General features: G+C 62.9%; 17 protein-coding genes. 6 read left to right on the top strand and 11 right to left on the bottom strand.

Translation table 11 applies throughout. From position 1 onward, the window contains the following. Positions 1-101: 101 nt before the first annotated feature. Both DFR40_RS16815 and DFR40_RS16810 read right to left on the bottom strand, forming a co-directional pair. Entirely contained in the window at positions 102-2,177 is a 2,076-nt protein-coding gene (locus tag DFR40_RS16815; protein WP_170160261.1) for a putative bifunctional diguanylate cyclase/phosphodiesterase, read from the bottom strand. 7 nt (positions 2,178-2,184) lie between these two features. Continuing rightward, entirely contained in the window at positions 2,185-3,411 is a 1,227-nt protein-coding gene (locus tag DFR40_RS16810) for a transglycosylase SLT domain-containing protein (protein ID WP_121459649.1), read from the bottom strand. A gap of 196 nt (positions 3,412-3,607) precedes the next feature. Here DFR40_RS16810 and DFR40_RS16805 point away from each other — a divergent pair, with 196 nt between their 5' ends. Next, the gene (locus tag DFR40_RS16805; RefSeq protein WP_211329828.1) at positions 3,608-4,297 is read left to right on the top strand and encodes a transglutaminase-like cysteine peptidase; all 690 of its coding nucleotides are present in this window, start codon (positions 3,608-3,610) and stop codon (positions 4,295-4,297) included. A 3-nt stretch (positions 4,298-4,300) separates the two neighbouring features. Here the strand turns inward: DFR40_RS16805 and DFR40_RS16800 are convergent, their stop codons facing one another. The 9 genes from DFR40_RS16800 to DFR40_RS16760 form a co-directional block, all read right to left on the bottom strand. After that, on the bottom strand, positions 4,301-4,942 hold the full coding sequence (locus DFR40_RS16800; RefSeq protein ID WP_121459648.1) for a hypothetical protein: 642 nt from the start codon (positions 4,940-4,942) through the stop codon (positions 4,301-4,303). Next, positions 4,939-5,664, bottom strand: coding sequence for a tyrosine-protein phosphatase (locus DFR40_RS16795; RefSeq protein WP_121459647.1), 726 nt, complete (start codon positions 5,662-5,664; stop codon positions 4,939-4,941). The genes DFR40_RS16800 and DFR40_RS16795 overlap by 4 nt, the downstream gene beginning before the upstream one ends. A gap of 32 nt (positions 5,665-5,696) precedes the next feature. After that, positions 5,697-7,949 carry a GumC family protein gene (locus DFR40_RS16790; protein ID WP_170160260.1) on the bottom strand — a complete coding sequence of 751 codons (2,253 nt, stop codon included), beginning with the start codon at positions 7,947-7,949 and terminating at the stop codon, positions 5,697-5,699. Positions 7,950-7,999: 50 nt separating this feature from the next. Next, on the bottom strand, positions 8,000-8,617 hold the full coding sequence (locus DFR40_RS16785; RefSeq protein ID WP_211329827.1) for a polysaccharide biosynthesis/export family protein: 618 nt from the start codon (positions 8,615-8,617) through the stop codon (positions 8,000-8,002). Beyond that, entirely contained in the window at positions 8,614-9,765 is a 1,152-nt protein-coding gene (locus DFR40_RS16780) for an outer membrane beta-barrel protein (RefSeq protein ID WP_170160259.1), read from the bottom strand. The genes DFR40_RS16785 and DFR40_RS16780 overlap by 4 nt, the downstream gene beginning before the upstream one ends. A gap of 471 nt (positions 9,766-10,236) precedes the next feature. Beyond that, positions 10,237-10,833, bottom strand: coding sequence for a biliverdin-producing heme oxygenase (locus DFR40_RS16775; RefSeq protein WP_147431350.1), 597 nt, complete (start codon positions 10,831-10,833; stop codon positions 10,237-10,239). Next, a complete protein-coding gene (locus tag DFR40_RS16770; RefSeq protein WP_170160258.1) occupies positions 10,820-12,283 on the bottom strand; it encodes a GAF domain-containing protein in 1,464 nt (487 codons plus the stop codon). Before DFR40_RS16770 ends, DFR40_RS16775 begins: the two co-directional genes overlap by 14 nt. After that, positions 12,276-16,745, bottom strand: coding sequence for an EAL domain-containing protein (locus tag DFR40_RS16765; RefSeq protein WP_121459641.1), 4,470 nt, complete (start codon positions 16,743-16,745; stop codon positions 12,276-12,278). Before DFR40_RS16765 ends, DFR40_RS16770 begins: the two co-directional genes overlap by 8 nt. 142 nt (positions 16,746-16,887) lie before the next feature. Continuing rightward, positions 16,888-17,904, bottom strand: a complete 1,017-nt coding sequence (locus DFR40_RS16760) for a LysR family transcriptional regulator (protein WP_121459640.1) — start codon at positions 17,902-17,904, stop codon at positions 16,888-16,890. A 131-nt stretch (positions 17,905-18,035) separates the two neighbouring features. Here DFR40_RS16760 and DFR40_RS16755 point away from each other — a divergent pair, with 131 nt between their 5' ends. The 5 genes from DFR40_RS16755 (at position 18,036) to fic (ending at position 26,107) form a co-directional block, all read left to right on the top strand. Beyond that, positions 18,036-18,881, top strand: coding sequence for an alpha/beta hydrolase (locus tag DFR40_RS16755; protein WP_121459639.1), 846 nt, complete (start codon positions 18,036-18,038; stop codon positions 18,879-18,881). 2 nt (positions 18,882-18,883) lie between these two features. Beyond that, positions 18,884-20,089 (top strand): efflux RND transporter periplasmic adaptor subunit, encoded by a 1,206-nt coding sequence (locus DFR40_RS16750; RefSeq protein ID WP_121459670.1) that lies wholly within the window; start codon positions 18,884-18,886, stop codon positions 20,087-20,089. A gap of 26 nt (positions 20,090-20,115) precedes the next feature. Next, positions 20,116-23,319, top strand: coding sequence for an efflux RND transporter permease subunit (locus DFR40_RS16745; protein WP_121459638.1), 3,204 nt, complete (start codon positions 20,116-20,118; stop codon positions 23,317-23,319). Positions 23,320-23,323: 4 nt separating this feature from the next. Further along, the gene (locus tag DFR40_RS16740) at positions 23,324-24,766 is read left to right on the top strand and encodes an efflux transporter outer membrane subunit (RefSeq protein WP_211329826.1); all 1,443 of its coding nucleotides are present in this window, start codon (positions 23,324-23,326) and stop codon (positions 24,764-24,766) included. Between the two features lie 228 nt (positions 24,767-24,994). Continuing rightward, positions 24,995-26,107, top strand: coding sequence for a protein adenylyltransferase Fic (gene fic, locus DFR40_RS16735; protein WP_121459636.1), 1,113 nt, complete (start codon positions 24,995-24,997; stop codon positions 26,105-26,107). The last annotated feature ends 37 nt before the right edge of the window (positions 26,108-26,144 follow it).

Genomic DNA, 26,144 nt, shown 5'->3' with positions numbered 1-26,144 from the left:
GTTAGGTCTATGTACGGGCGGAGATTATCACTGCGTCCTGAATTTCGTCAACTTCGCCATGGCATAAACGAACAAAATTTTTCGTTTCAATACAACGCATTTCAACAGGCAAAATCCTGCCCGAAAAGGTCTTGCTGCGCCGCAGCACGATCGCGCCAGTCCTCGAAGCTGAACGGGCGTCCGAAAACGTAGCCCTGAGCGGCATCGCAGCCGATCTGGCGGAGGATTTCGATCTGCGCGGTGGTCTCCACACCCTCGGCCACCGCCCGCACGCCGAGACGTTGTGCAAAGGCAACAAGCGCCGAAACCAGGTCGCGCATCTGCCGGTTGTGCACGATTTCGCTGGTGAACGAGCGGTCGATCTTGATCGAGTGCATCGGCAACTGGCTGAGCAACGCAAACGAGCAATAACCGGCGCCAAAGTCGTCGAGCGAGAAGCGGCAGCCGGAATCGGCAAGCTTGAGCAGATTCTTGACGGCACGCTCGTTGCCGGTCAGCACCGATTCCGAACACTCGAAAGTCACCCGGCTGGTCGGCACCCCGGCAATCGCCAGCGTTTCCAGCAGGTGCGAAACGCCGTCCGGGGTCGACAACTGATGCGACGAGAGATCAATGACCAGGCCCAGGTTGCCGTCGAGCGCATTCAGTTCGGCAGCGGCCTGGGCCAGCGCCTTGCGCCCGAGTTCGGGCATGATCCCGATCTCTTCGGCGATTTCCAGGAAACGGCCGGCGTCGAGCAGCCCCATTTCCGGGTGCTGGAACCGCAGCAGCGCCTCGATCGACTCGACCTGCCCGGTCTTCAGCGAGACTTCCGGCAGGTAGCGCAGCGTGTAGCGCCAGTCCTCGATGCCGGCGCGCAGCGCCCGCTCCATTTCAATGCGCCCGAGGAAACGCGGTTGCAGGCCCGGGTTGAAGAAACGATACCCTGCCCGCCCGGCGGCCTTGGCTTCGTAGAGCGCCACATCGGCCGCGGCCAGCAGCTCGTCGGGATCTTCGGCATCGTCCGGGTAAACCGCGACGCCGATGCTCGCCCCGATGTGCAGGCTGTGCTGCTCGTAGACGATCGGCCGGTCGAGTTCGAGCAGCAGCTTCTTGCAGATGCGCCCGAGGTTTTCCGAAGATTCCTCGTGTTCGACGATGAGCACGAACTCGTCGCCGCCCCGGCGACTGACCGTATCGCTCTGGCGCAAGACCTGGATCATGCGCGCTGCAGCCACCTTCAGCACCTCGTCGCCGGCGGCGTGCCCCCAGGTGTCGTTGATCTTCTTGAAATGATCGAGATCGAGATAGAGCAGCCCCAGCTTGTGGCGATAACGCCGGGCACGGGCCATCGACCGCTGCAGGCGGTCGACGAACAGCACCCGGTTGGGCAAGCCGGTGAGGTCGTCGAAATGCGCCATCCGGCGCATGCGCTCTTCCTCGCGCTTGCGCTCGGTGATGTCGGACACCAGCCCGACCAGGCGCCGCGGCGTGCCGACTTCGCCATCGACGGCAGCGATCGACAGCCACTGCTGGTAGAGCGTGCCATCCTTGCGCCGGTTGGTCAGCTCGCCGGCCCAGCGCCCGTGCGTGAGCAGGTTCTCCCACATGCTGCGGTAGAACTCCGGGCCATGCAGACCAGACGCCAGGATGCTCGTCCGCTGGCCGATCACCTCTTCCGGCTTGTAACCGGTGAGCTGGGTGAACGCCGGATTCACTGCAAGAATCCTGGTCTGTTCGTCGGTGACGAGAATGCCTTCGTTGGCCACCTCGAAGACCATGCTGGCCATTTTCAGGTCGAGGACGCGCTGCCGGTCACGCAGGCAGCGCGACAGCGACTCGATCAGCAGCAGCGGATCGACCGGCGTTGGCAGATGAGCATCGATACCGGCACGGACGATCCTGTGCATCAGGTCGATATCCGACGCGGCCGAGAGAATCATCAGCGCGGCATCGGGATCCATCTCGCGGATCTTGTCGCACATCGGCAGCGCATCGGCGCCAGCCAGCGGGGTGGCCACGATGGCAACGTCCGGATCGCTCCGGCACCAGCAATCAATGCCTTCGACGACATCGTGCGCCACCACCACTTCGCGAACGTAAGCCGACACCAGCGCGCTCAATCGAGCCAGGGCCTCCTGATCGCCATGGACGATCAGGATGCGCGCATTTGCGAGCAGATGTGGAGATTCGGGCATGGTCCGTTTACCGCCGTGGCAATCCGTTGACCGTTGCAGGAGGGACAGTCGGGCTGTCATCGCCGCTACATGCCGCCACCATGCATTCGGACGATGCGCGTGTCAACAAGACGGCCCGTTCGGCAAGCTTTTCGTCGATCTTGCCGCGACTCCCAGCCGGTAACAGCAGGGTCGAACCGACCTCGTAATGATGCCCTTCCGGCAGGGGATTGGCCTGGAGAACCACGTTGACCGCAATCTTGTTGCGCTGGGCGATTTCCTGGGGCGTGGCTGCCCGCGTGATCTTGACCATCCGCCAGGTGAGCCATGGCCCCTGATGGGCTGCCATGTTCCGCTGCAGCGCAAGCGCCGCTTCGTGCGGCAGAAGCAGATTGACGCGATGCCGCCCGAGGATCACCGGCGCGCTCAGCGAGGGGTTGTAGCGAACCAGCGCCTCCCGGGTGATCCCTGCCAGACGAGCGACCAGGGCGACATCGATGTCGCGGTGGATCTCGACGACGGTGAACTGCGGCGCATGCGGAATATCGGGCAACTCGGCCGCGTAACGCGAAGGCTCGGCGACGATTTCCCTGACCGCGAAGATGCGTGGCACGTAGTCACGGGTTTCCTGGGGCAGGAAGCGCGCTATATCCTTGAATCCCGGGTGCTCGACACCGCGCCGCCGGGCCTTGTCAAGCTCGGCCTGGACCCGGCGTTCGCCGCAGTTGTAGGCCGCCATTGCCAACGCCCAGTCGCCGAACATGCCGTGCAGTGCCTGCAGGTAATCCAGGGCCGCCCGGGTCGAAACCACCAGATTGCGCCGGTCATCGCGGAAACGGTCGATGCCGACCTCGTAGTTGCGGGCGGTACTCTCGATGAACTGCCAGGCACCATGCGCTTCCGCATGCGATGCCGCGTGCAGGGAGTATCCCGACTCGACGAAAGGCACGAGGACGAGCTCCATCGGCAGATCGCGCTCGCCGACCGCTTCGACGACGTAGTAAAGCAGCCCCGCCCCGCGCTCGGCAATGCGCTCGACGATGCCGCTGGCCGCCATGCGCCGGGCTACGCCGTCGATGCGCTTCTCTTCGCCAGCCGGCAAATCGAGGACAAAGCCGGCCCGGATACGTGCCCAGATATCGCTGTAAACCGTCTTGATCGCCCCTTCATGCACGAATTCTTCAGCTTCGAGCTCGACGTCGGGAAGATTTTCGGCGCGCAACGACTCTTCCTCCTCGTAGGGCGCATCGAACACCGAAGCACACCCGGAAAGGACGAAAACCAGGAGACAGGCCAGAAAAAAACGGGGGGAGAAAATCAAGGAAATTTCTCAGGAGATTAGCCGAACGAATTTACCCGGAAACCGGTAAAGCACAAATACAACCAAGGTCATAGCCTGTTTTGGCGCACCATGCCTGTACAATCCGCAAGTCGACAGTACATACGCGTAAATGCCTGAAGCCAAAGACAATCGAAAACGACTCGCCGCCGCAATCCTGCTGCTGGCGGTTGCTGCGCCGGTTACGGCCAGCCTGGTGGCGTTTTCCGACAATCTTCTGCGTTACGTCAGCCAGCGCTTCTCGAGCGAAGCCCCCAAGCGCCTGTCGATCTGGCAACGGCTGGTCAATGACATGCGCCAGAGCGACGCCCCCGGCGCAATCGCCCGCGAGAAATCAGCCGAGTCGCTAACGCTGCGCAAGATGAACAGCTTCTTCAACCAGGTCCCCTACTACACCGACCAACGCCATTGGGGACAAGAAGATTACTGGGCGACCCCGGTTGAAATGCTCTCTTCCTACGGCGGCGATTGCGAGGATTATTCGATTGCCAAGTACCTGTCGCTGAAGGAGCTTGGCATTCCGATCGAACGCCTGCGCATCACCTACGTCCGGGCCAAGGCCATCGACGAAGCGCACATGGTGCTGGCCTACTACCCGACGCCGGACAGCGAGCCGCTGATCATGGACAACCTGGTGCCGGAGTTGCGCCCGGCTTCGCAGCGCCCCGACCTCGAGCCCGTCTACAGCTTCAACGACGACGATCTGTGGTTGCCCTCGGGGGCCTCGCGCAAGGGCGGCGCCTCCAACGTTCGCCTGTGGCGCGAGCTTCTCGAAAAGCTGGCGCGCGAACGCCGGATGTAAAGCCTAGTTGGCGAGGATCAGGGATTCCTGGCCGCTGGCGACGATCAACGCCCGCAGCCTGCGCGCCGAGGCACCGCCAGCTTCATTGGCAATCTGTCGCATCCAAGCCTGACGCGCTTCTCCCGCCTGCTCCCAGCGTTCCAGGATCACCGTCGCCAGCTGCAAGCGAACGCCGCCTTCGTATGCGCCGTATTTCATCGCGCGATCAACGGCTTGCCACATTTCCCCCCGGTCGCCTTCGCGGCGATGCAGCGAAAGCGCAAGATTGCTCCAGGCGTAGGGGGCCATCGGGCGATTCTGGATCGCCAGCCGATAATTGGCTGCTGCTTCGTCGAGCATGCCGTACTGCAATTCCGGCAAATCGGCTGCGGCCATGGCCTGCAAACCGTAGAGGAAACCGTTGTATTCGTACAGGTTGGGATCGTTCGGTCGGTGTCTTTGTCCATTGCGCACAGCGTTGCGAACGCCGCCGATATCCCAGGCCGAGAGTTGCGAAGGCGTGCTTTTCTGCCACTTGCCGATCTGGGCGCGAGCCTTGAGCACCGCCGTATCGCTGAGCGCGTAATTGAGCGCCGTCACCACCGAAACCCCGGCAAAAGCCGCCACCACGGCCAGTACGATCCAGCGCGAGACATTCTGCTTCACGTGAGCTTCACCCCAAGTATCTCTGCCGGCCGCTCCGTGACCATGCGCCAGGCAGCCGCCTCGCCGATGATCGCCGCCGCGGCATCGACCCCTTCCCTCAAATCGGGAGGGCGATGGCGCAGGTTGTGGGCATCGGTGGCGATGACATGAACCCAGCCATTTTTCAGAAGCTGGAGGGCAACCGCGCGGGATGCGTCGCCAAACCGACCGACGATGGAGCCTGCCGTGACCTGTAGCCAGCAACCGAGCTCAAGGAAAGGCAACAGCCGCTCCGGCTGCGCCATGATCGCCTTGTTGCGCTCGGGATGGGCGATCAAGGGCCTGATCTTCCATTGCAGGAGACGTTCGATGAATTGCTGGCTCCCGACCGGGATGGTCTGGTGGGGAAATTCGAGCAACATCACGCGATAGCCGCCGACCTCACCGAGGAAAGGCACATCATCGTCGGCAAGAAGTTCGAGCGACTCCAGGCCGATCCGGACCTCGGCACCAAGGCGCACCTGCAACGGAATCGCTGCCGCATCCAGCGCCGACTGAAAGGCACCGACATGCGGCAGCAGGCTCTTGCGTGAGTTTTCGTAGCGCCCCGGATGAACATGCGGGGTCAGGACGGAAACCCGGATGCCGTCGGCGACGGCATGCCGGGCCAGTGCCAGGCTTTCTTCCAGCGTCTGGGCGCCGTCATCGACGCCAAACAGCAGGTGGGAATGCAGGTCGATCATCTTCCGATCCGCCTATCGCCGCAACCGATCATTCAGCCCTTGCCCGGCTCCTCGCCGTAGCTGGCTCCGTAAGCGCCCTGATAGCCCTCGCCATAACCGTACTTGCCGTAACCGGAATAATCACCGTAGTACTTTTCGGCCTTGGCGACATCGAACTGGTTGAGCACGACGCCGAGAATCTGGCCGTCGGCACGACGGATGCGCTGGATACCCTTGCGCGCCATCTGGTAAGGCGTCGATTCGGCACGGGTCACGTAGATCGTGCCATTGGTCAGCGCCGAGATCACCAGCGCATCGGAAACCAGTTCGACCGGCGGCGAGTCGATGACGATGACTTCGAAATGCTTGCCGAGGTGCTCAAGCGTGTCCTTGAAGCGCTGCGACAGCAGCAATTCAAGGGGGTTCGGCGGCACCGTGCCGGAAGGCATTAGCATCAGCGAAGAGCCTTCGACCGGCACCAGGCATTCCTGCAAGCTTGCCGTACCGGCGACAAAATTGGACAAGCCCTTGGCACCCGGCGGAATTTCAAGCCCCTTGGAAACCGCCGGACGGCGCATGTCGGCGTCGATCAGCAGGGTTTTCTTGGTGTGCGCGTGGGCAATCGCCAGGTTGATCGAGAAGGTCGTCTTGCCTTCGCCCGGCACGCTGGAGGTAACCAGCAGAGTCCGCCGCGGCAGGTCGATACCGGACAACAACACACCGGTTCTCGCCGTACGGATGGCTTCCGAGTAAATCGACTTCGGTTGATCGAGGAAAATGCGCGCAGTCTTGGTCCGCTCGACCTCTTCCTTGCTCAACAGCGGCAAGGTCGTGAGGATCGGCTGCTTGAGCTTGACCTCGACGTCTTCGGTCGATTTCAGGGTGTTATCGAGGCGATCGCGGAGCAAGGCCGCCAACACACCGAGGAAACCGCCCAGGACGAAGGCGATGAGCACGATCTGCAGCTTCTTCGGCTTGACTGGCTTATCCGAAAGCACGGCAGGATCGACGATACGCGCGATCGGCGTCTGCAAATCGCCGGCGACGTTGGTTTCCTTGGTCCGCTTGATGAACATGTCGTACATCTGGCGGTTGGCTTCGACTTCGCGCTCGTAGATGCTCAGCTCGCCTTCCTTGCGGTTGAGCTGGCGCACCGAGCCCTTGGCCGAGTTGAGGACGCCTTCGAGCGTCGCTTCGGTAGCGCGGGCAGCTTCGAATTCGCGAATCACGCTGGCCACCACCGACTCGACCTGGCGACGCAGGTTGTCACGAGCCGATTCGAGTTCGCTTTCGGCCTGCAGGTATTTCGGGTGCTCCTTGCCGTAGCGCTGGCTGATTTCGGAGATCTTGCGCTCGGCGATCCCTTCGGCGCGCTTGGCGTCGGCGACGATCGGGTTGCGCAAGACTGCCGGCAAGGTGCTGAGATCGCTGTTCTTCGGTGCCAGCTTGATCTGCTGGTAAGCGCCCTCGGCTTCGGCACGCTTCATCCGTGCCTCGACCAGGCGACGCATGACTTCCTCGATCTGCTGGCCGGCGCCGCTCTGCGTCACACTCTTGAGATCGACGATGCCTTCCTGCTCGCGGAACTCCTGCAAGGCACGCTCGGACTGGTTGAGCTTGGCACGCAGATCGGTCAGCTGATCCTGCAGCCAGGTGCTGGCCTGACGGGTCAGGTTGAAGCGGGCTTCGAGATCCTTCTCGATATAGACATTCGACACCGCATTGGCAACGCGCGCCGCCAAAGCCGGGTCACGGGAGTCGAAGCTGACCTTGGCCAACTGGCTCAGTCGGACCGGCTCGACATTCAAGCGTTTCGAGAAATTCTCAAAGATGGCTTCCGCCAACAAGGCCTCGGTCCATTCGGGAGGATCGTCGCCGAATCCGATGCTGGCCAGTAGCGAACCGGAGTTTTGACGCGGATCGAACTCCTCGTTCTCCCAAAGCTTGAGCTTGATGATGGTCTTGATCGCCACTTCGCGCGATTTCAGGATTTCGACCTGGGTCTGGAAATGCTCGCGGTTCTGGGAAATCCCGGAATAGACGTCCTCGATCGAGAGAACCTTGGACTTGTTGGCTTCAATCAGCACCGTCGCCGTCGAACGGTAGATCGGCGTCATCACCAGGACGACAACCATCGCCAGCAGGGCGAGCACAACGGCGAAACCGAGAATCTGTTTCTTGCGCTTGATGATGCTGCGCCAGTATTCAAGCAGTTCGAGTTTTTCTTCGCGGTCTTCGGGATCGTGCAGGAAGACCGGTTTGTGTGCCGCGGAATCGGCAACGGGGGACGGGGTTGTGGCGCTCACTTGCGACATTGCCTATTGGAGAATTATCGGGAATGGCTTGTTCTGAAAAATCAGAAAAAGCTCTCGTCGACCGTGACGATGTCGCCAGGGAAAACCAGCGTGTTCAAGTCAGCTTTCGACGAGGTCTGCGACGGATCGCTTTCGCGGATGATGAAGATCTTGGCGAGCGAGGCCCGCTCGCGGAACCCACCGGCCAGCGAAGCCGCCTTGCGGATCGTCAACCCCGGCTGATAGGGATAACCACCGGGTTTTTCCACCATCCCGTTGATGTAGAACGGGCGGTATTCGTCGATGCTCACCGAGACTTTCGGATTGACCAGGTAACGACCACGCAGGCCGTCCTCGACGGCCCTCTCGAGGTCGCTGACGGTCAGCCCGAAGGCCCGCACTTCACCCAGCGCCGGCAACGAAACCGTACCGGCATCGGTCAACCGAACCTTCTCCTTGCTCAGGTCCTCTTCGCCAAGCACCCGGACCGACAGCACATCGCCCGAGGAAAGGCGGTAGTTGGAAAGGCCGGTTGCCGCGAGCGGTACCGGTACCACACCACCAGAGGACAGCGAAGGAACAGTCTCCTGCCCCTGCGCCCAGGCCAGATTCAACGAAACGAAAAAAACGAGCAACCAACGAAAAAACATCTGCCGAAACCCCGCCAACGATTGGATCAAAGTGCTGCTTCGAGCGTCAGCATATACACGTTACGCTTGAAGTCGAGGTTGTTGATGTTCGAATCGCGCTTCGTGCGAGTCCAGTTCAAACCGGCGCGGAAGTTGTAGCCGAGTTCGCGGAAGAAGCCGACGCCGAAGTTCTTGGTCGTGTCGTTACGGTCGATGCCGTCGTAATCGGAGCGGACAACGCCGGCATTGACGTTGGACATGACATAGGAGGCCCACTTGTGGGTCCAGTTGGCGGTCCAGCTACGCGTATCGGTGAAGTTGCCGACGCCGCTGGAATCCATGATGTCCTGGGCCGTTTCGAAATCGAAGCGGGAATAGGTCAGCGGCGACCAGGCCAGGCTGGCTTCCCAGGTTGTTGCCGACGGATCGTTACGCGAGCCAAGATCGTAATCCTTGTTGGCGCGACCGATCTTCACGACACCGGTGGTCTTGGCCGACAGCTCCCAGGTCGCCCCCATCATCAGCTTGCGGTAGCTGTTGTCCTGCGTGGAGGTGGAAGCAATGTAGTCGTTCCAGGTATTGCGTGCCTCGAAAACCAGTGAGGTGCGCGGCAGCACGCGATAGAAAAAACGGCCGGAAAGCGTCGTCACGTCGACGTCGTAGTTGCGCGTCACGTCACGATTGTTGGTGTAGCGCTTCTGCAACATGCCAGTCTCGAGCTCGATACGACCGGGCGCGCCCTTGGCACCGTAGATACCGACCAGGCGGACCATCGGCGCATGCCAGCGGTCCGGCGTATCGCTGGCAACACGATCGGTCGACCCGCGCGCATCGGAACGCGAGTAGTAGCCAACGCCCCAGCCCAGACGAGCCCGGCTGGTGAAGTAGTTGTCACCGGCCAGCAGGATTTCGTTGTGATTGAAATCGTCGGACGAGGAGCTGGTGTAGTGGCCGAAGTTACCGGCGTAGCTGAAGGTGTAGCGATCTCCCTGGCGCTTCAACTCGGCGACCACTTCCGGGCGGATGACGAAAATCTTGGAACCCTTCTCGTTGGTCGAGGTACCGGCGACGTTATCGTTGTAACCCGCGGCAACGGTAACCGTCGGATAGACGAAGATGCCGTTCTGGAAACGCAGCGGTTTGCCCTTGCCGGCAACCGTCAGGATGTTGGCTTCTTCCTGCTGTGAGGCACTGCCCAAGCCGGAACCAGCAAGCTCGTAACCGGCGCTGGTTGCCCGTTGAGCGGCGCCAGTGGTGGCCTCCCCGCCAACCACCGAAACACGCCCACCCGGGGCGCTCAGCGAAGGCACGGTCGCTTCAGCCGCCGGCTGGGCCGGAGCCGCTTCGTCAGCAGCATGCGCAGCAGAGAACAGACCAATCGACAAAAGCAGCACAACTGCCGAACGCGTTTCCAAAGTAACCAAAATACACCTCCAAGACGATCCAGAGCGATCATGCCAGACACATGAACGAATGGCATGATATTAACTGCGCAAAATGCCAACGTCCAGACAATTGCTGCGCTGCAAAAATATCAAAAATCAGCGATTTAACGAAGATTCTTGACAAACCCCGGGAAAAATAACAAAGCCTGTTATTTTTGTTATTAAATTTTGTTGTATTTCTTTCCCAGAGGACAGCGACAGAGACAGACGCAAGCGGTTGGCATTTCAACGCAGCGTCAGACAAGGCTCCGAAGAACATGTTTCGGCAAGACTGATGAGCGAGGCGAAAACCCCATTCGCCGCCGCACTCATGGCATCCAGGGCCGGTTCGCGGCCCAGGGCCTGGCGCAAAGCAGCGAGAACCCTCTGCCAGTGGGCGCCGACACCGTTGGTCAGCGCGCTGTAAAAAGTCAGCGAGTCTGAGAACTCGGCTCCCAGCCGGGAACGCAGGTGACGGGCGACAATCTGCCCACCCAGCGCAGAACCTTCTATCGCATAGACCAATCCCAGCAGTCCGGCCTCGTCGTCAGGCACGATCGACGGCCAGGGTTGTGGCAAGGAATAACCAAGGGTGGCCAGATCATCAGCAAGCAAATGGCTGCGTCGGCGATAAAGCCCGGCCAGCGACAGCATGCCCAGGCGCGAAACGAGAACCGGCTCAAGACCCGCGTAAAAGGCATGGAACAAGGTAAAGGCGTGGGCTACATCGACCGCCGCCACGTCGTCGGCAGTCAGACGCACAAAAGGAACCCTGGCCTCGAGTTGCCGATGAGACACGCCTGTTCTTTGGCGCAGTTCGGCCAGGAAATCAGTCTCTTCCAAGTTGCATCACCAGTTCGCGAAGCTTGAGGCCGAGCAAACGAACCTCGTTGTCCCATGGACGGCAACGGCCAATCCGCTTCTCCACCCATTTGCCGAACGAACGTCGCGGCGCGATTCCGAGTATGCCGTCGTGGCGCTCGACAGGTTTGTCCGGGTTGCCCCCCCAGGCGACGTCGTGAATGTGCTCGTGCCGGGTCAGGTAAACGCGCAGCAACTGACCGCCAGCCGTCTTCGCCTTGACCGCCAGAACGCCGGCAACGCGAGACAACGGATAGCCAGGCAACTGGCGGGGCAAGGATTCAGCCAGCCAGACCTGCTCGGTGTTCTGGCCGAGGAACCATTCGTCAACGAAGGCCAGGGCGGACTCCTCGAAGCCCTCTCCCCAGCCGACATCGCCCTCGTCCATGCAGAGTTGTGCGCCGTCGGCGGAGAACTCCGCTGCCAGCCAGGCGCCGAGCTTGCCCCAAGCAGCAACCACATCACCGGCTTCGTGAACGATTTCCCTGGCCTGGCTGAAACGGCGTACCAGGCCATCGAGCAGTTGCATGCGCCTTTGCGCGAAGAATGCCGACAACCCCATGGTATGGGAACGAACATCCTGCGAGGCCTTGGCAAGCCTGGCCAGACCAAGCTGGCGCGGCTCAGCATGGTGACAGGCGATCAATCCCCATAATTGCCCACCGACTACAATGGGAAACGACAGGGCAGCGCTGACGCCCATATTCGCCAGATATACCGCATGTACGGGGGAAACACTGCGCAAGTCGGAACAGCTCAGATCAGGCACCACGGCCTCGCGGCCAATCAGCGGCACCGAGTCGGCCGCGGCATCCGGAATCAAGCGCCATGGATTCTGCCGATAAAGGACGCGCGCAATCTGAGGGATATCGCTGGCCGGAAAACGCAACCCGAGGTAGGAACCGGCCACGCCATCCTGCTTTGCTTCTGCCAGCACCTCGCCATCACCATCTTCGAGAAAACGGTAGTACATGACACGCTGAAAGCCGGTCTGCTGCAGCACTCGTTCGAGCAAGGACTGGCGCTGGCTATCGGCTTCACTGCGGCTGGCGGGAGGAACAACCCCCTGGGTGAGAAGGGGCAACGGCTCGCATTCATCGTGAAAACCGGGGAAAAACTCGATCAGGACCAGCCCCTGTGCGTTACGGATGAATACCGCATCGAGCAAACCCGCCGGGCCCTGGAGCACCGCTTCGTACTGGATACGGCGCCCCGGTTCGCTGCCCAACTGGGAAACAAGCTCGCAAAAACTGGCGGGAATATCCTCGCCAAGGCGAACAGGAAAATCAGCCGGAAGGAAATTCGCCACATTCGCCGAGTAATGGCTGATTCGCAGCGCCTGATCGACCACCACCATTGCCCCATGCGCCTGAATGGCGCCGGAAAGATGCAACTGTTCCCGCTCACACTCGTCAATGAACCGCTTATCCACGCACCGACCTCGCCAGCATGTCTTCATAATCGACCGCTTCGAGCGGTCGGGAAAGGTGATATCCCTGCACAGCCTCGCAACCTTGCTCGGCCAACCAGTCGAGTTGCCTCTCGGACTCGACCCCCTCGGCCACCGCGCGCAAACCGAGTGCCTTGGCCAGGCTGAGGACTGCGCGCGCGATCGCTTCGTCATCACTGTCACTGCCCAGCCCATCGACGAAACTCTTGTCCACCTTGAGTTCGGCCAACGGCAAACGCTTGAGATAGGTCAGCGAGGAATAGCCCGTGCCGAAGTCGTCAACACTGATCGAAATGCCGTGCTGATCGAGAATGCTGAGGTTAGCCAGGACAATCTCGCTGTTTTCCAGAAGCGCCCCTTCGGTGATCTCGACCTGGACCAGATGCGACGGAACGCCGGCTTCCTGCATGCTTGCCACGAGCACTTCGGCCATGTCCGGCTCACGAATGTTTCTTGGCGAGCAATTGAAAGCCACCGGCACGACAGGCAGGCCCAGCGCCAGCCAGGTTGATAGCTGCTGCAGCAGCATTTTCTGAACGGCCCGGGTGACATCCTTGATCAGGCCGCAGGATTCACAGACCGGAATGAACTCGCCTGGTGGAACCTCGCCCAACGCCGGGTCGCGCCAGCGTAACAGGGCTTCGGCGCCAACCAGTGGATGGCCCTGCTGCAAGCCGAATTTCGGTTGATAGACAAGACGCAGTCGGCGCATGTCCAGCGCCGCACGCATCGCGCTTTCCATCGTCGCGCGCTTGAGCAGGCGTACATGCAGATCCGGGACAAAAAACTCGACGCGGTTCCGGCCAAGTTCCTTGGCTCGATACATGGCCGTATCAGCGGCCTTGACAAGCGAATTGCTGTCCTGCCCATCCTCCGGGAAAAAGGCAACGCCAACGCTGGCGGAAACAAAAAGCTGGCGCTCCTGCACCGAGAAGGAAGCAGACAGTTCATCGACGATCCGCCGGGCGATCCGGCCGGCGGCTTCGGCGTCGCAATCAGACAGTACCGCCGTGAATTCATCGCCGCCCAGGCGAGCTACCGTATCCACATCGCGCATCACCTGCTGCAACCGCTCAGCCGCCTGCCTGAGCAAGTCGTCGCCGATATCGTGGCCGAGCGTGTCGTTGATGTCCTTGAAGTTGTCAAGATCGATGAACATCAGTGCCAGGCGTTCCTTCTTCCGTCTGGCCTGGGCCAACGCGTGACGCAGTCGGTCGTGAAACAGCGTGCGATTCGGCAATCCGGTCAGCACATCATGCGCAGCCAGGTACTCGGCCTTGCGCTGGGCGTTCTTGATATCGGTAATGTCAGAGAAAACCGAGACGAAGTGCTCGATTCGCCCCTCGGCATCGTCAACGCGATTGATCGTCAGCCATTCAGGATATACATCACCACTTTTCCGGCGATTCCAGATTTCGCCTTGCCAGAAGCCTTTTTCGAGCAGCGCTTCCCACATCGCGGCATAGAAATCCGGACTATGCCGCCCTGACTTCAGGAGCTGCCCGACCTGTTTCCCGACCGACTCAGCCGTGCTGTAACCCGTAATCGCCACGAATGCCTTGTTGGTCGTCTGGATGACCCCGTCGGCATCGGTCACGACAATTGCCTCACCTGCCTGCTCGAAGACCCGCGCCGTGATCCGCAGCTGTTCTTCGGCCAGTTTGCTGGCAGTGACATCCTCGGCTTCGAGAATCAGGGCAACGGGATTGCCCGCGGCGTCACAGAGCGTTTGGTGAACGGCCCTTAGGTAACGCGCGCCGTTGGGGCCGGCAATCTGGTAATCGGTGGTGAAGGCCGACCGATTTCTCAGCGAGGAGAGAGTTCCGTCCCAGATATTGACGGCGAGTTCATGCTCGAAAAGCGAAAAATCGTTTTTTCCGAGGATTTCCTGGCCTTCCAGGCCAAAAAACTCGACGAAACGGCAATTGGCGTAAATATAAGCGCCGGCGACATCGCGCATCGCAAAAATCACCGTCGTGTTCTGCATCAGCGCATTCAGGCGATCCTGCGATTGGCTCAAGGCCTCCTGGGTGCGAACGATATCGGTGACATCGATGAAACTGACCACCAGCGAGGAAATCCCGCCGGTTTTTCCCATCCCCGGGGAAATCAGCACCCGCAGGTCGCGGCTATCAAGCTGGACCAGTATCTGCTCACGGTCACCGTGCGCCAGGGCGCGCCCCAGCCAGATTTCCATGTCATGCAAGGGCTCGGGCAGGCGCAAGCGAGACAGATGTTGCCGCAAGGCGGTCGATCTCAGATCGAAACGCCGGGCAGCGGGAGCGTTGAAACGGGCAAGCTGGAGCGCCCGATCGAAAACCAGCACCGGATATTCGAGTGCATCGTAGAGATGGGCATATTCTTCGGACAACTTCGACAGCTCGACCGTTTTTACGTTGAGCTCTTCGTTCAGGCTGACCAGTTCCTCGTTGGTCGCCTGCATCTCCTCGTTCGCCGCCTCCAGTTCCTCGTTGGTCGCCTGTAGTTCCTCGTTGGCTGCCTGAGATTCTTCGTTGAGCGCCTGCATCTCCTCGTTGGCGGTCGCCATTTCCTCGACCAGCGCCTGCAGATGCTCCCGCGTCGTCAACAGTTCGTCTTCCAGTTGCTGCTGCGTCGAACTGCCGGTCAGCTCCTCCTGCACCTCTTCCTTGGCAACCTCGGGTGCGAAGATCACCAGCAAGAGTTCGCCGGCGCCGTCGGAAATGGGTTCGATGATAATCCGGAGAAGATCGCGACCGACCCGACGACGCCTGCCAGTCTGCGTACTGCGCTGCTGCTGGCAGCGCCTGAGCAGGGTCAGGATTTCCCCCCTCAGTTCAGGCACGACGACATCCCCCAGGGTCAGTCGGGAAACCCCGACAGGAAACAGCATGTGCCGTTCGACATCGCCTGCGGTGTGCAGCACATTTCCTTCACGATCACAAATGGCCACCGTCAGCTTGAAGTGCGCAACCAGCCCCGAGAGAAGTAGTTCAAGGCGCCGGTCGCGGCGCTGCCCTGGGGTTCTCAGGGAACTGACCGGGAGCGTCGAGGCCGCCGGGGTCAATGCAACCGAGTCCCCTTGTTTCCTGAACAAGCGCTCACGCCGATCTAGCGTCGAAAACAGCTGCTCTGCCTGGACGATGCTCTCCGAGCGACCAAGAAACAGGTAGGCATCGTGAGCAAGCCCGAAATGGAAGATTTTCAGGACCTTGCTCTGCAATGGGGCGTCGAAGTAGATCAGTACGTTGCGGCAACTGACCAGATCCAGGCGCATGAAAGGCGGGTCACTGACCAGGTTGTGACGCGCGAAAACGATCATGTCGCGCAGTATCTTGCCCGCTTCGTAGGCACTGCCGGCCGGCTTGAAATAGCGGTCGAGCTGCTCGATCGATACCTCGCTCATCGAAGCCGCTGGATACACTCCGCGACGGGCGACGTTGAGGGCCTCTTCGTCGACATCGGTGGCGAATATCTGGACCCGGTACTGGCTCGCTCTATCCCCCAGCGCGTCGGCGAAGAGCATGGCGATCGAATAAGCCTCCTCGCCGGTTGCGCAACCGGCGACCCAAACCCTGATTTCACCGCCGGCGCTCTTGCGTCCGACCAGATCGACAACCGCACGGCGAAGCGCGGCAAAAGCTTCCCGGTCGCGGAAGAACGCGGTGACCGAGATCAGGATGTCGCGCGCAAGCAACTCCAGCTCCTCGGGATGCGCTTCAACCCAGCCCAGGTAGGCGGCAAGATTCTCGCCCCCGGTGGCAAACTGGCGCCTGCGGATGCGTCGCATCAGGGTACCGGTCTTGTATCCCGAAAAATCAAACTGCAAGCGATCACGCAGGCTGACCAGCAGGTTCTGCAACAGGTCGGGAGGCGGCTCGTTTTCGCTCGCGGGGTCAGGCAGGACAAGCAAGCGTGAAATCTGCTCGGCAATCGCCTCGGGTGCAAGAACGTGATCGACCACGCCCGCTTCGATGGCAGCACGGGGCATCCCGTCATATTTGGCGGACTCGGGGAGTTGGGCCAGGGTGAAACCGCCGGCAGCCTGGATCGCACGCAAACCGGCAACCCCGTCAGAACCGGTACCGGAGAGAATGATGCCGATCGCCGCATCGCCCTCTTCCGCCGCCAGCGAGATCAGGAACTGGTTGATCGAAGGCTTGGGAACGACTTCGGGAGCGGCCGTCGCCAGGGAAAAACGCCCATCCTTGACCAGGGCGTTCGAATTCGCCGGAACCACATAGATGACGCCCGCCTGAGGACGGTCTCCCTGCTCCATTTCCTTGATGTGGAGCGCCGTCTCACGGCCGAGAATCTCGACCATCATGCTGCGGTAGCTCGGCGACAGATGCTGGAGAACGACATAGGCACAAGGGACGTCGGGCCGCAAACGGGAAATCAGCTGCGTGATCGCCTCCAGTCCCCCCGCCGACGCACCAATGCCAGCTATCGCCACCTTCCCCATGCCGTTTCTCCCTTTTTTGACATATTTTATACCTGGAACAAGCGGGCACAAGACACTACATAAGCACTAGATGATCCAGATCAAATGCCAGGGCCTTGCGAACAAAAGTCGGCCGGGACTGGCTAACGAGAGGATGCACCGGTCAGAGAACGCGTTCGGCAAGATTACGCTGTTCGACCAGATCGCGGATGTTGTTGCTGGGCGCATGCGGGTCGGCGATCGTACACACCCCGGGAACATAGTCACTGTCGTTGCCATTCAACAACGGGCACAGCGAGAACAGTTCCGCGGCCCAGTCGGAAAACGCCCGGACTTTCGGCGACAGGTGGCGGTTTTGCGGGTAAAGGACTGCGATGGGCAGGTTCGCCGGACGCCACTGCCCAAGGACTTCGACCAGGGCTCCCGTTTCCAGATGCGGCAAGGCCATGAAACGCGCTGCCTGGACCAGACCAAAGCCTTGCAACGCCAGCCCCAGGTAAGCCTCGGCGTCGTTGACTGCAACCGAGCCGGGAACCTTGATGTTTTGCGTAGCCCCGTCAATCACGTAATCCCAGTCGATGATGCGCCCGGTCCGGGCGGAGAAGAAGTGGATTGCCTGGTGCGATTGCAGGTCCTCCAGGGTTTCCGGGGTACCACAACGTGCGAGGTAGGAAGGCGCAGCACAGGTGACGAAGCTGATGCTGCCGATACGCCGGGCGACCAGGGTCGAATCGATCAGTTCGCCGCCGCGGATGACGCAATCGACGGCTTCCTGGACCAGGTCGACCGGGCGGTCGCTCATGCCGATGACCAGTTCGATGTCCGGGTAGCGCTGGCGGAACTCGCACAGTTTCGGAATCAGGATCATGCGTCCGATCGTCGTCGGCACGTCGATGCGCAGCCGCCCCTGCGGCCGCTGCGCGACATCGCGGAAGGACGCCTCCATTTCCTCGAGCTCGCCGATCAGGCGGGCGCAACGCTCGTAGTAGGCGGCGCCGTCCGGCGTCAGGCTGACGCTGCGCGTGGTGCGGTTGAGCAGGCGCACGCGGAGCAGGCTTTCGAGGCCCTGGATCGTCGTCGTCACCGTCGCCCGCGGCAGGCCGAGATTGTCGGCGGCGCGGCTGAAGCTGCGCGCGTCGACCACCGCCATGTACACCTTCATCGCCTGAAAACGGTCCATCGCAATTCTCCTGATCGAAACAGCAGCGGCAATTGTTTGCGATTGTTGAATAGTGTTATCGCAAGCCGAATATTTATTCGCTCAAATATAACACCCAGAATGCATCCACCGCCAACAGCCCAGCGCGAAACATGGATGCCCATCGCAGCAGCACTGCCCCACCGACGTTGACGGTCGACGTCGAAAATCAGCAAATTTCCGGTTACCTCGGCCCACTGCCGGCCCGCCTCTATCGGCCCGCCAGGCACGACGCCGCACTGCCGGTCGTACTCTACCTGCACGGCGGCGGTTTCGTTGCCGGCTCGCTCGACGACGCCGATGCCACCGCCCGCCAGCTGGTCGCACAGGCTGGCGTCGCGGTGCTGTCGCTGGCTTATTCGCTGGCGCCCCGCCATCCTTTCCCGGCAGCGCCGGAAGACGCCCATGCCGCCTTGCGCTGGCTGCTCGGTGCGGCCCCCGGGCTGAATCTCGACGGTAACCGGCTGGCGGTGGCCGGCGACGATGCCGGCGGCAACATCGCAGCAGCCGTGGCGCTGATCGCCCGCGACCGCAACGGCCCGGCGCTGGCCGCCCAGGTCCTGATCGGGCCGATGCTCGACCCGAGCATGACCCTGCTCGGCGACGCCGAGCGACTGACCTCCGACCTCAAGCCGCAGACCTGCGCCCAGCGTTATGCCCAATACCTGCCGCACAGCCAGGAACGCCTGCATCCCTACGCCTCGCCGCTCGCCTCGCGCCGCCTGCACGACCTGCCGCCGACCTACCTGGCGACCGCCAAGTGCGACGTCCTCCACCGCGAAGCCGAAGCCTACGCCACGGCGCTGATCGCCGCCGGCGTGCCGACCCAGATCACCCGTTTCGACGTCCAGCACGCAGACCTGCCCCGGCATCCGCCGCTGCTCGCCGAAGCCGCCGAGTTCCTGCGCCAGCGCCTGCATTCCACCTCTGCCAACAAATCCCAGCCAAGAAGGAAATGACCATGCCCCTCCCCAACTTCACCCGCCAGCACCCGGCTTCGCGACGCGCTGCCATCTGCCTCGCCCTCGCCGGCATCGTCGCGGTTACTGCCACCGCCTGGGGGCTTGCCGGCACCGGCGACGCCCAGGCCAACGCGGCGGTCGCCGCCCAGGGCGTGGCGGTCGATGTCGCCACCGCGGTCAGCCGTCCGATCATCGACTGGCAGTCCTTTTCCGGCCGCCTCGAAGCGGTGGACCGCGTCGAGCTCCGGCCGCAGGTTTCCGGCATCCTGACCGCCGTGCATTTCAAGGACGGCGCCGTGGTCCGCAAGGGCGACCTGCTGTTCACCATCGACCCGCGCCCCTACGCCGCCGAGGTCGCCCGCGCCCAGGCACAGACCGCCGCCGCCGAGGCGCGCGCCGCCTATACCGCCGGCGAACTGGCGCGCGCCGAACGCCTGCTCGCCGACAACGCCATCGCCCGGCGCGATTTCGAGGAAAAGCAGAACGCCGCCCGCGACGGTGCCGCCAGCCTGCAGGCCGCCCAGGCAGCGCTGCGCGTCGCCAGGCTCAATCTCGAATACACGCAGATCACGGCGCCGATTGCCGGCCGCATGTCGCGCGCCGAAATCACCGTCGGCAACCTGGTCAGTGCCGGCAACGGCCCGGTGCTCAGCAGCATCGTCGCCTCCGACCGCATCTACGCCGCCTTCGACGTCGACGAGCAGACCTTCCTGCGCCACATCAACCCGGCCCTCGCCAGTGCCGAGCGGCGCCTGCCGGTCAGTCTCGGCCTGGCCAACGAGGACGGCCATCCGCGTGAAGGCCGCATCGACTCGGTCGACAACCGGCTCGATACCGCCTCCGGCACGATTCGCGTCCGCGCCGTCTTCGACAACGCCGACGGCCGCCTGGTGCCCGGGCTCTACGCCCGCATCCGCCTCGGCGGCGGCGAGCAGCGGCCGGCCGTGCTGATCACCGAAAAGGCGATCGGCACCGACCAGGACAAGCGTTTCGTGCTTGTCGTCGGCCCCGACAACAAGACCGAATACCGCGCCGTGCATACCGGTGCGACACAGAACGGCCTGGTCATCGTCGACCGCGGCCTGCAGGCCGGCGAGCGCATCGTGGTCAACGGCCTGCAGCGCGTGCGCCCCGGCGACGCGGTCAGCCCGAACCAGGTGGACATGCCCGGCAGCACCGCAGCGCCAGCCGCCCAGGCCGGCTGATCCCGGGACAGAACGGAAACGATTCCATGAACATCTCCAAATTCTTCATCGACCGGCCGATCTTCGCCGGCGTGATCTCGATCCTGATCCTGCTCGCCGGCGTGCTCTCGGTGTTCAACCTGCCGATCTCGGAATACCCCGAGGTGGTGCCGCCCTCGGTAGTGGTGCGCGCCCAGTATCCGGGCGCCAACCCCAAGGTCATCGCCGAAACGGTGGCGGCACCGCTGGAAGAGTCGATCAACGGCGTCGAGAACATGCTCTACATGCAGTCGCAGGCCAACAGCGACGGCAACCTGACGGTGACGGTCAACTTCCAGCTGGGCGTCGATCCCGACAAGGCCCAGCAACTAGTGCAGAACCGCGTCTCGCAGGCCTTGCCGCGCCTGCCCGAGGACGTGCAGCGCCTGGGCGTGACGACGCTGAAGAGCTCGCCGACACTGACCATGGTGGTGCACCTGATCTCGCCGGACGACCGCTACGACATGACCTACCTGCGCAACTACGCGCTGATCAACGTCAAGGACCGCCTGGCGCGCATCCAGGGCGTCGGCGAGGTCGGCCTGTTCGGCTCCGGCAACTACGCGATGCGCGTCTGGCTCGATCCGGGCAAGGTCGCCGAGCGCAACCTGACCGCCACCGAAGTGGTCCGTGCCATCCGCGAGCAGAACGTCCAGGTCGCCGCCGGCACGCTGGGCGCTTCGCCCAGCCTGCCCGACGTGCCTTTGCAGTTGAACGTCAATGCCCAGGGGCGCCTGAAGACCGCCGCCGAATTCGCCGACATCATCCTCAAGGCGGCGCCCGACGGCGCGGTCACCCGTCTCGGCGACGTTGCCCGGGTCGAGCTGGCGGCAGCCGAATACGGCCTGCGCGCGCTGCTCGACAACAAACAGGCGGTGGCCATCCCGATCTTCCAGGCGCCCGGCGCCAACGCGCTGCAGATTTCCACCAGCGTGCGCGAGGCGATGCAGGAGCTGGCGGTCGACTTCCCGGATTCGGTGAAATACGAAATCGTCTACGACCCGACGCAGTTCGTGCGCGCCTCCATCGAGGCGGTCGTGCATACGCTGCTCGAAGCCATCGCCCTGGTCGTGCTGGTGGTCATCGTCTTCCTGCAGACCTGGCGCGCCTCGATCATCCCGCTGCTGGCCGTACCGGTGTCCATCGTCGGCACCTTCTCGCTGATGCTCGGCTTCGGCTACTCGATCAACGCCCTGTCGCTGTTCGGCATGGTGCTGGCCATCGGCATCGTCGTCGATGATGCCATCGTCGTCGTCGAAAACGTCGAGCGCAACATCGAGGCCGGGCTGACGCCGCGCGAAGCGACCTACCGGGCCATGCGCGAAGTCTCCGGACCGATCATCGCCATCGCCCTGACGCTGGTCGCGGTGTTCGTGCCGCTGGCTTTCATGACTGGCCTGACCGGCCAGTTCTACAAGCAGTTCGCGATGACCATCGCCATCTCGACGGTGATCTCGGCGATCAACTCGCTGACCCTGTCGCCGGCGCTGGCCGCGCTGCTGCTCAAAGGCCACGGCGAGCAGCCGGACTGGCTGACGGTGCAGATGGAGCGCTACCTCGGCGGCTTCTTCCGCGCCTTCAACCGCTTCTTCAACCGCTCCTCGGAGCGCTACGGCCGCGGCGTCACCGGCATCATCGCGCACAAGACCGGCGCCATCGGCATCTACCTGGTGCTGATCGCCGGCGCCATCGGCTTGTCCTACATCGTGCCCGGCGGCTTCGTGCCCGGCCAGGACAAGCAGTACCTGGTCAGCTTCACGCAGCTGCCGAACGGCGCCTCGCTCGACCGCACCGAAGCCGTCATCCGCAAGATGAGCGAGATCGCCCTCGCCCAGCCCGGCGTCGACCACGCCGTTGCCTTCCCCGGCCTGTCGATCAACGGCTTCACCAACAGTTCCAGCGCCGGCATCGTCTTCGTCACGCTGAAACCCTTCGCCGAACGCGGCAGCCCGGAACTGTCGGCCGGCGCGATTGCCGGTGCGCTGAACCAGAAATACGCGGCGATCCAGGAAGGCTTCATCGCCACCTTCCCGCCACCGCCGGTGATGGGCCTGGGCACGGTCGGCGGCTTCAAGCTGCAGATCGAGGACCGCGCTTCGGTCGGCTACGCCGAACTCAACGAGGCGGCCAACGCCTTCATGGCGGCGGCAGCCAAGGAACCGGCACTCGGCCCGATGTTCTCCAGCTACCAGATCAACGTGCCGCAGATCGACGTCGATCTCGACCGCACCCGCGCCAAGCAGTTGGGCGTCTCGGTCACCGACGTTTTCGACACCATGCAGATCTACCTCGGCTCGCAGTACGTCAATGACTTCAACCGCTTCGGCCGCGTCTATCAGGTGCGTGCCCAGGCCGACGCCCCCTTCCGCGCCCATCCCGAGGACATCGGCCAGCTCAAGGTGCGCAACGCGGCCGGCGAGATGGTGCCGCTGTCGTCGCTGGTCAAGGTCAAGCAGACCTACGGACCGGAAATGGTCGTCCGCTACAACGGCTACACGGCGGCCGACATCAACGGCGGCCCGGCCCCCGGCTATTCCTCGGCGCAGGCCGAGGCGGCGGCCGAGCGCGTCGCGGCGGAAACCCTGCCGCGCGGCGTCAAGTTCGAATGGACCGACCTGACCTACCAGAAGATCCTGGCGGGCAACGCCGGCATCTGGGTGTTCCCGATCAGCGTGCTGCTGGTCTTCCTGGTCCTCGCCGCCCAGTACGAGAGCCTGACGCTGCCGCTGGCCGTCATCCTGATCGTGCCGACCAGCCTGTTCGCGGCGCTCACCGGCGTCTGGCTGACCGGCGGCGACAACAACATCTTCACCCAGATCGGGTTGATGGTGCTGGTCGGGCTGGCCTGCAAGAACGCCATCCTCATCGTCGAATTCGCCCGCGAACTGGAAATGCAGGGCAGCACGCCGGTGCAGGCGGCGATCGACGCCAGCCGCCTGCGGCTGCGCCCGATCCTGATGACTTCCATCGCCTTCATCATGGGGGTCGTGCCGCTCGTGCTGTCCTCCGGCGCCGGTGCCGAAATGCGCCACGCGATGGGCATCGCCGTCTTCTTCGGCATGCTCGGCGTGACCCTGTTCGGCCTCTTCCTGACGCCGGTGTTCTACGTGCTGCTGCGCACGCTGGACAAGAAGCACAAGCTGCATTCCGCCGCCCACCACGACGCCCCGCTGGTGGCCGGCCCCTCCGCCTACCATGCCCCGCAGGAGTAAGACCATGAACCTCCGACCTCTGCCCTTCCCGGTCGGCGCGCTGCTCGCCAGCCTGCTGCTCGCCGGCTGCTCGCTGGCCCCCGACTACCGACGCCCCGAGGCCGCCATTCCGGCCAGCTACAAGGAAGCCCCGCAACCGCCCGCCGGCGCGCCGTGGAAACTGGCGCAACCCGCCGATGCCGTCGAACGCGGCGAATGGTGGCGGGTCTTCGCCGACGCCACGCTCGACGATCTCGAGCAGCAGGCGCTCGCCGCCAATCAGGACCTCAAGGCCGCCGCCGCCCGCCTCGGCCAGGCGCGGGCCCTGGAAAAGACTGCCCGGGCTGCCCTCTTCCCGCAGATCGGCGTCGGCCTCGGACCGACCCGTCAATTGCCGTCGCCGGCGTCACAAGGGCTGCCGGCCAACGCCGACACCGACCCGGGCACGCTGTGGCGCGGCCAGGCCAGCTTCGCCTGGGAAGCCGACCTCTTCGGCCGGCTCGGCGACGGCGCCCGGGCTGCCGGCTTCGACGCCGAGCGCAACGCCGCGCTGTTCCGCGCGACGCTGCTGACGCTGCAGGCCGACGTCGCCCAGGCCTACTTCCTGATCCGCGAACTGGATGCCGCCCAGGCCCTCTACGCCGACACGATCAAGCTGCGCGCCGCCAGCCTCGAGCTCTTCCAGCGCCGCTTCGACGCCGGCGACATCGGCGAGATGGAACTGGCGCGGGCGACCGCCGAACTCGCCTCGGCACAGGCCGAGGCCGACGGCGTGGCCCGCCAGCGGGCGGTTGCCGAGCACGCGCTGGCGATCCTGCTCGGCCGGCCGCCGGCCGATTTCGCGCTGGCGCCGCAGCCGCTGACGCGGCTGTCGGTCGCCATTCCGGGCGGCCTGCCGTCGGCGCTGCTCGAACGCCGCCCGGACATCGCCGCCGCCGAGCGCGCGATGGCCGCCGCCAACGCCCGCATCGGCGCCGCCCGCGCCGCCTATTTCCCGCAGCTCAGCCTGACCGGCAGCTACGGCTACGAATCGGCCCGCCTCGGCGACCTGTTCAACAGCGCCAGCCGGACCTGGGCGCTCGGCCCGCTGGTCGGCACCCTGCTCAGCCTGCCGATCTTCGACGGAGGCGCCCGCGCCGCCGGTGTCGATCGTGCCAACGCCGCCTACGACGAGGAAGTCGCCCGCTACCGGCAAACGCTGCTGCAGGCCTTCAAGGAAGTCGAGGACAACCTCGCCCACCTGCGCATCCTCGACCGCCAGCACGCCGCCCAGGACCGTGCCGTCGGCGCCGCCCGCCGCGCCGCCGAGCTGTCGCAGATCCAGCACCGCGAAGGCGCCATCGGCTACCTCGCCGTCATCGACGCCGACCGCAGCGTCCTCCAGCAACGCCGCAGTGCAGTCAGCCTTGACGGCGAAAGGGCACGGGCGACGGTGAACCTGATTCGTGCGCTGGGGGGTGGGTGGTAGGCGGACACAATGATTGCTGGGAGCTGTTTAGTTCATCAACACAGCCCCCTGGAAAACGTTCACGAGACACTGAACAGACTCGATTTTCTCTGTGCTCGACAAAGAATTTCGTTTCCCGAAGATAATGGTACGTGTCGATGTTTTTAAAAAACATCGACACGTTTTATTGACCTGTCGCCAGCAACGACATATCCTCCGAACCTGTCGCCAAAAATCGATTTCGACACCATGAGCCCTGCTGACTGGCACCCGGAACAGCCCTACAACGCCCTTCCCCTTCTTCCTCCCGGTCAGGAGATCGAAACCCGGGCGGTGCTCAAACGCTGCATCACCGCACGGGCGGCCCTCGCCGAACTCAAGCAGGCTGCCAAACTGATCCCCAACCAGGACATGCTCATCAACACCCTTCCCCTGCTCGAAGCAAAAGACAGTTCGGAAATCGAAAACATCGTCACCAGCACCGACAAGCTCTTTCAGTTTGCCCAAAGCGACAGCCAGGCCGACCCGGCAACCAAGGAAGCCTTGCGTTACCGCACCGCGCTCTACCGTGGCTTCCGCTCGCTCGCCGAGCGTCCGCTATGTACCGCCACGGCCATCGAGGTTTGCCGCACGACCAAGGGCGTGGCCATGGATATCCGCCGCACGCCCGGTACCCGTCTGGCCAACGACCGCACAGGCGAAACCATCTACACCCCGCCGGAAGGCGAAACCCGACTGCGCGACCTGCTTTCCAACTGGGAGAAATTCCTGCACTACCAGGAAGACATCGACCCCCTGGTGCGCATGGCGGTTGCCCATTACCAGTTCGAGGCCATCCACCCCTTCACTGACGGCAACGGCCGCACCGGTCGTGTCATCAACATCCTCTACCTGATCCAGCAAGACCTGCTCGGCCTGCCCATCCTCTACCTGAGCCGGCACATCATTGCCCACAAGGCCGATTACTACCGGCTGCTGCTCGACGTCACGCGCCATGGCGCCTGGGAGCCCTGGATACTCTTCATGCTGCAAGCCGTTGAAGAAACCGCCCAATGGACCACCGCCAAAATCGCCGCCATCCGCAACCTGGCCGAGCACACGGCCAACCACATCCGCGAAAAACAAGCCAAGATCTACAGCCGCGAACTGGTCGATGTCATCTTCGAGCAGCCCTACTGCCGCATCGCCAACCTGGTCGACAAGAAAATCGCCCAGCGCCAGGCCGCCTCAAGCTACCTCAAGGAACTGGTCGGCATTGGCGTACTGAAAGAACTGCAAGTCGGTAGGGAAAAACTGTTTACCCATCCCAAGCTGATGCAACTCCTCACCCGCGACAGCAACCAGTTTGCGGCATACGCCTGATGTCGAAATCCTGCTGAGACGTTGCCCACCACGATAG

This window comes from Azonexus fungiphilus (genome assembly GCF_003634965.1).
In the GTDB taxonomy this organism is placed as follows: Bacteria; Pseudomonadota; Gammaproteobacteria; order Burkholderiales; family Rhodocyclaceae; genus Azonexus; species Azonexus fungiphilus.
This window is presented reverse-complemented; position numbering and strand designations above follow the sequence as displayed.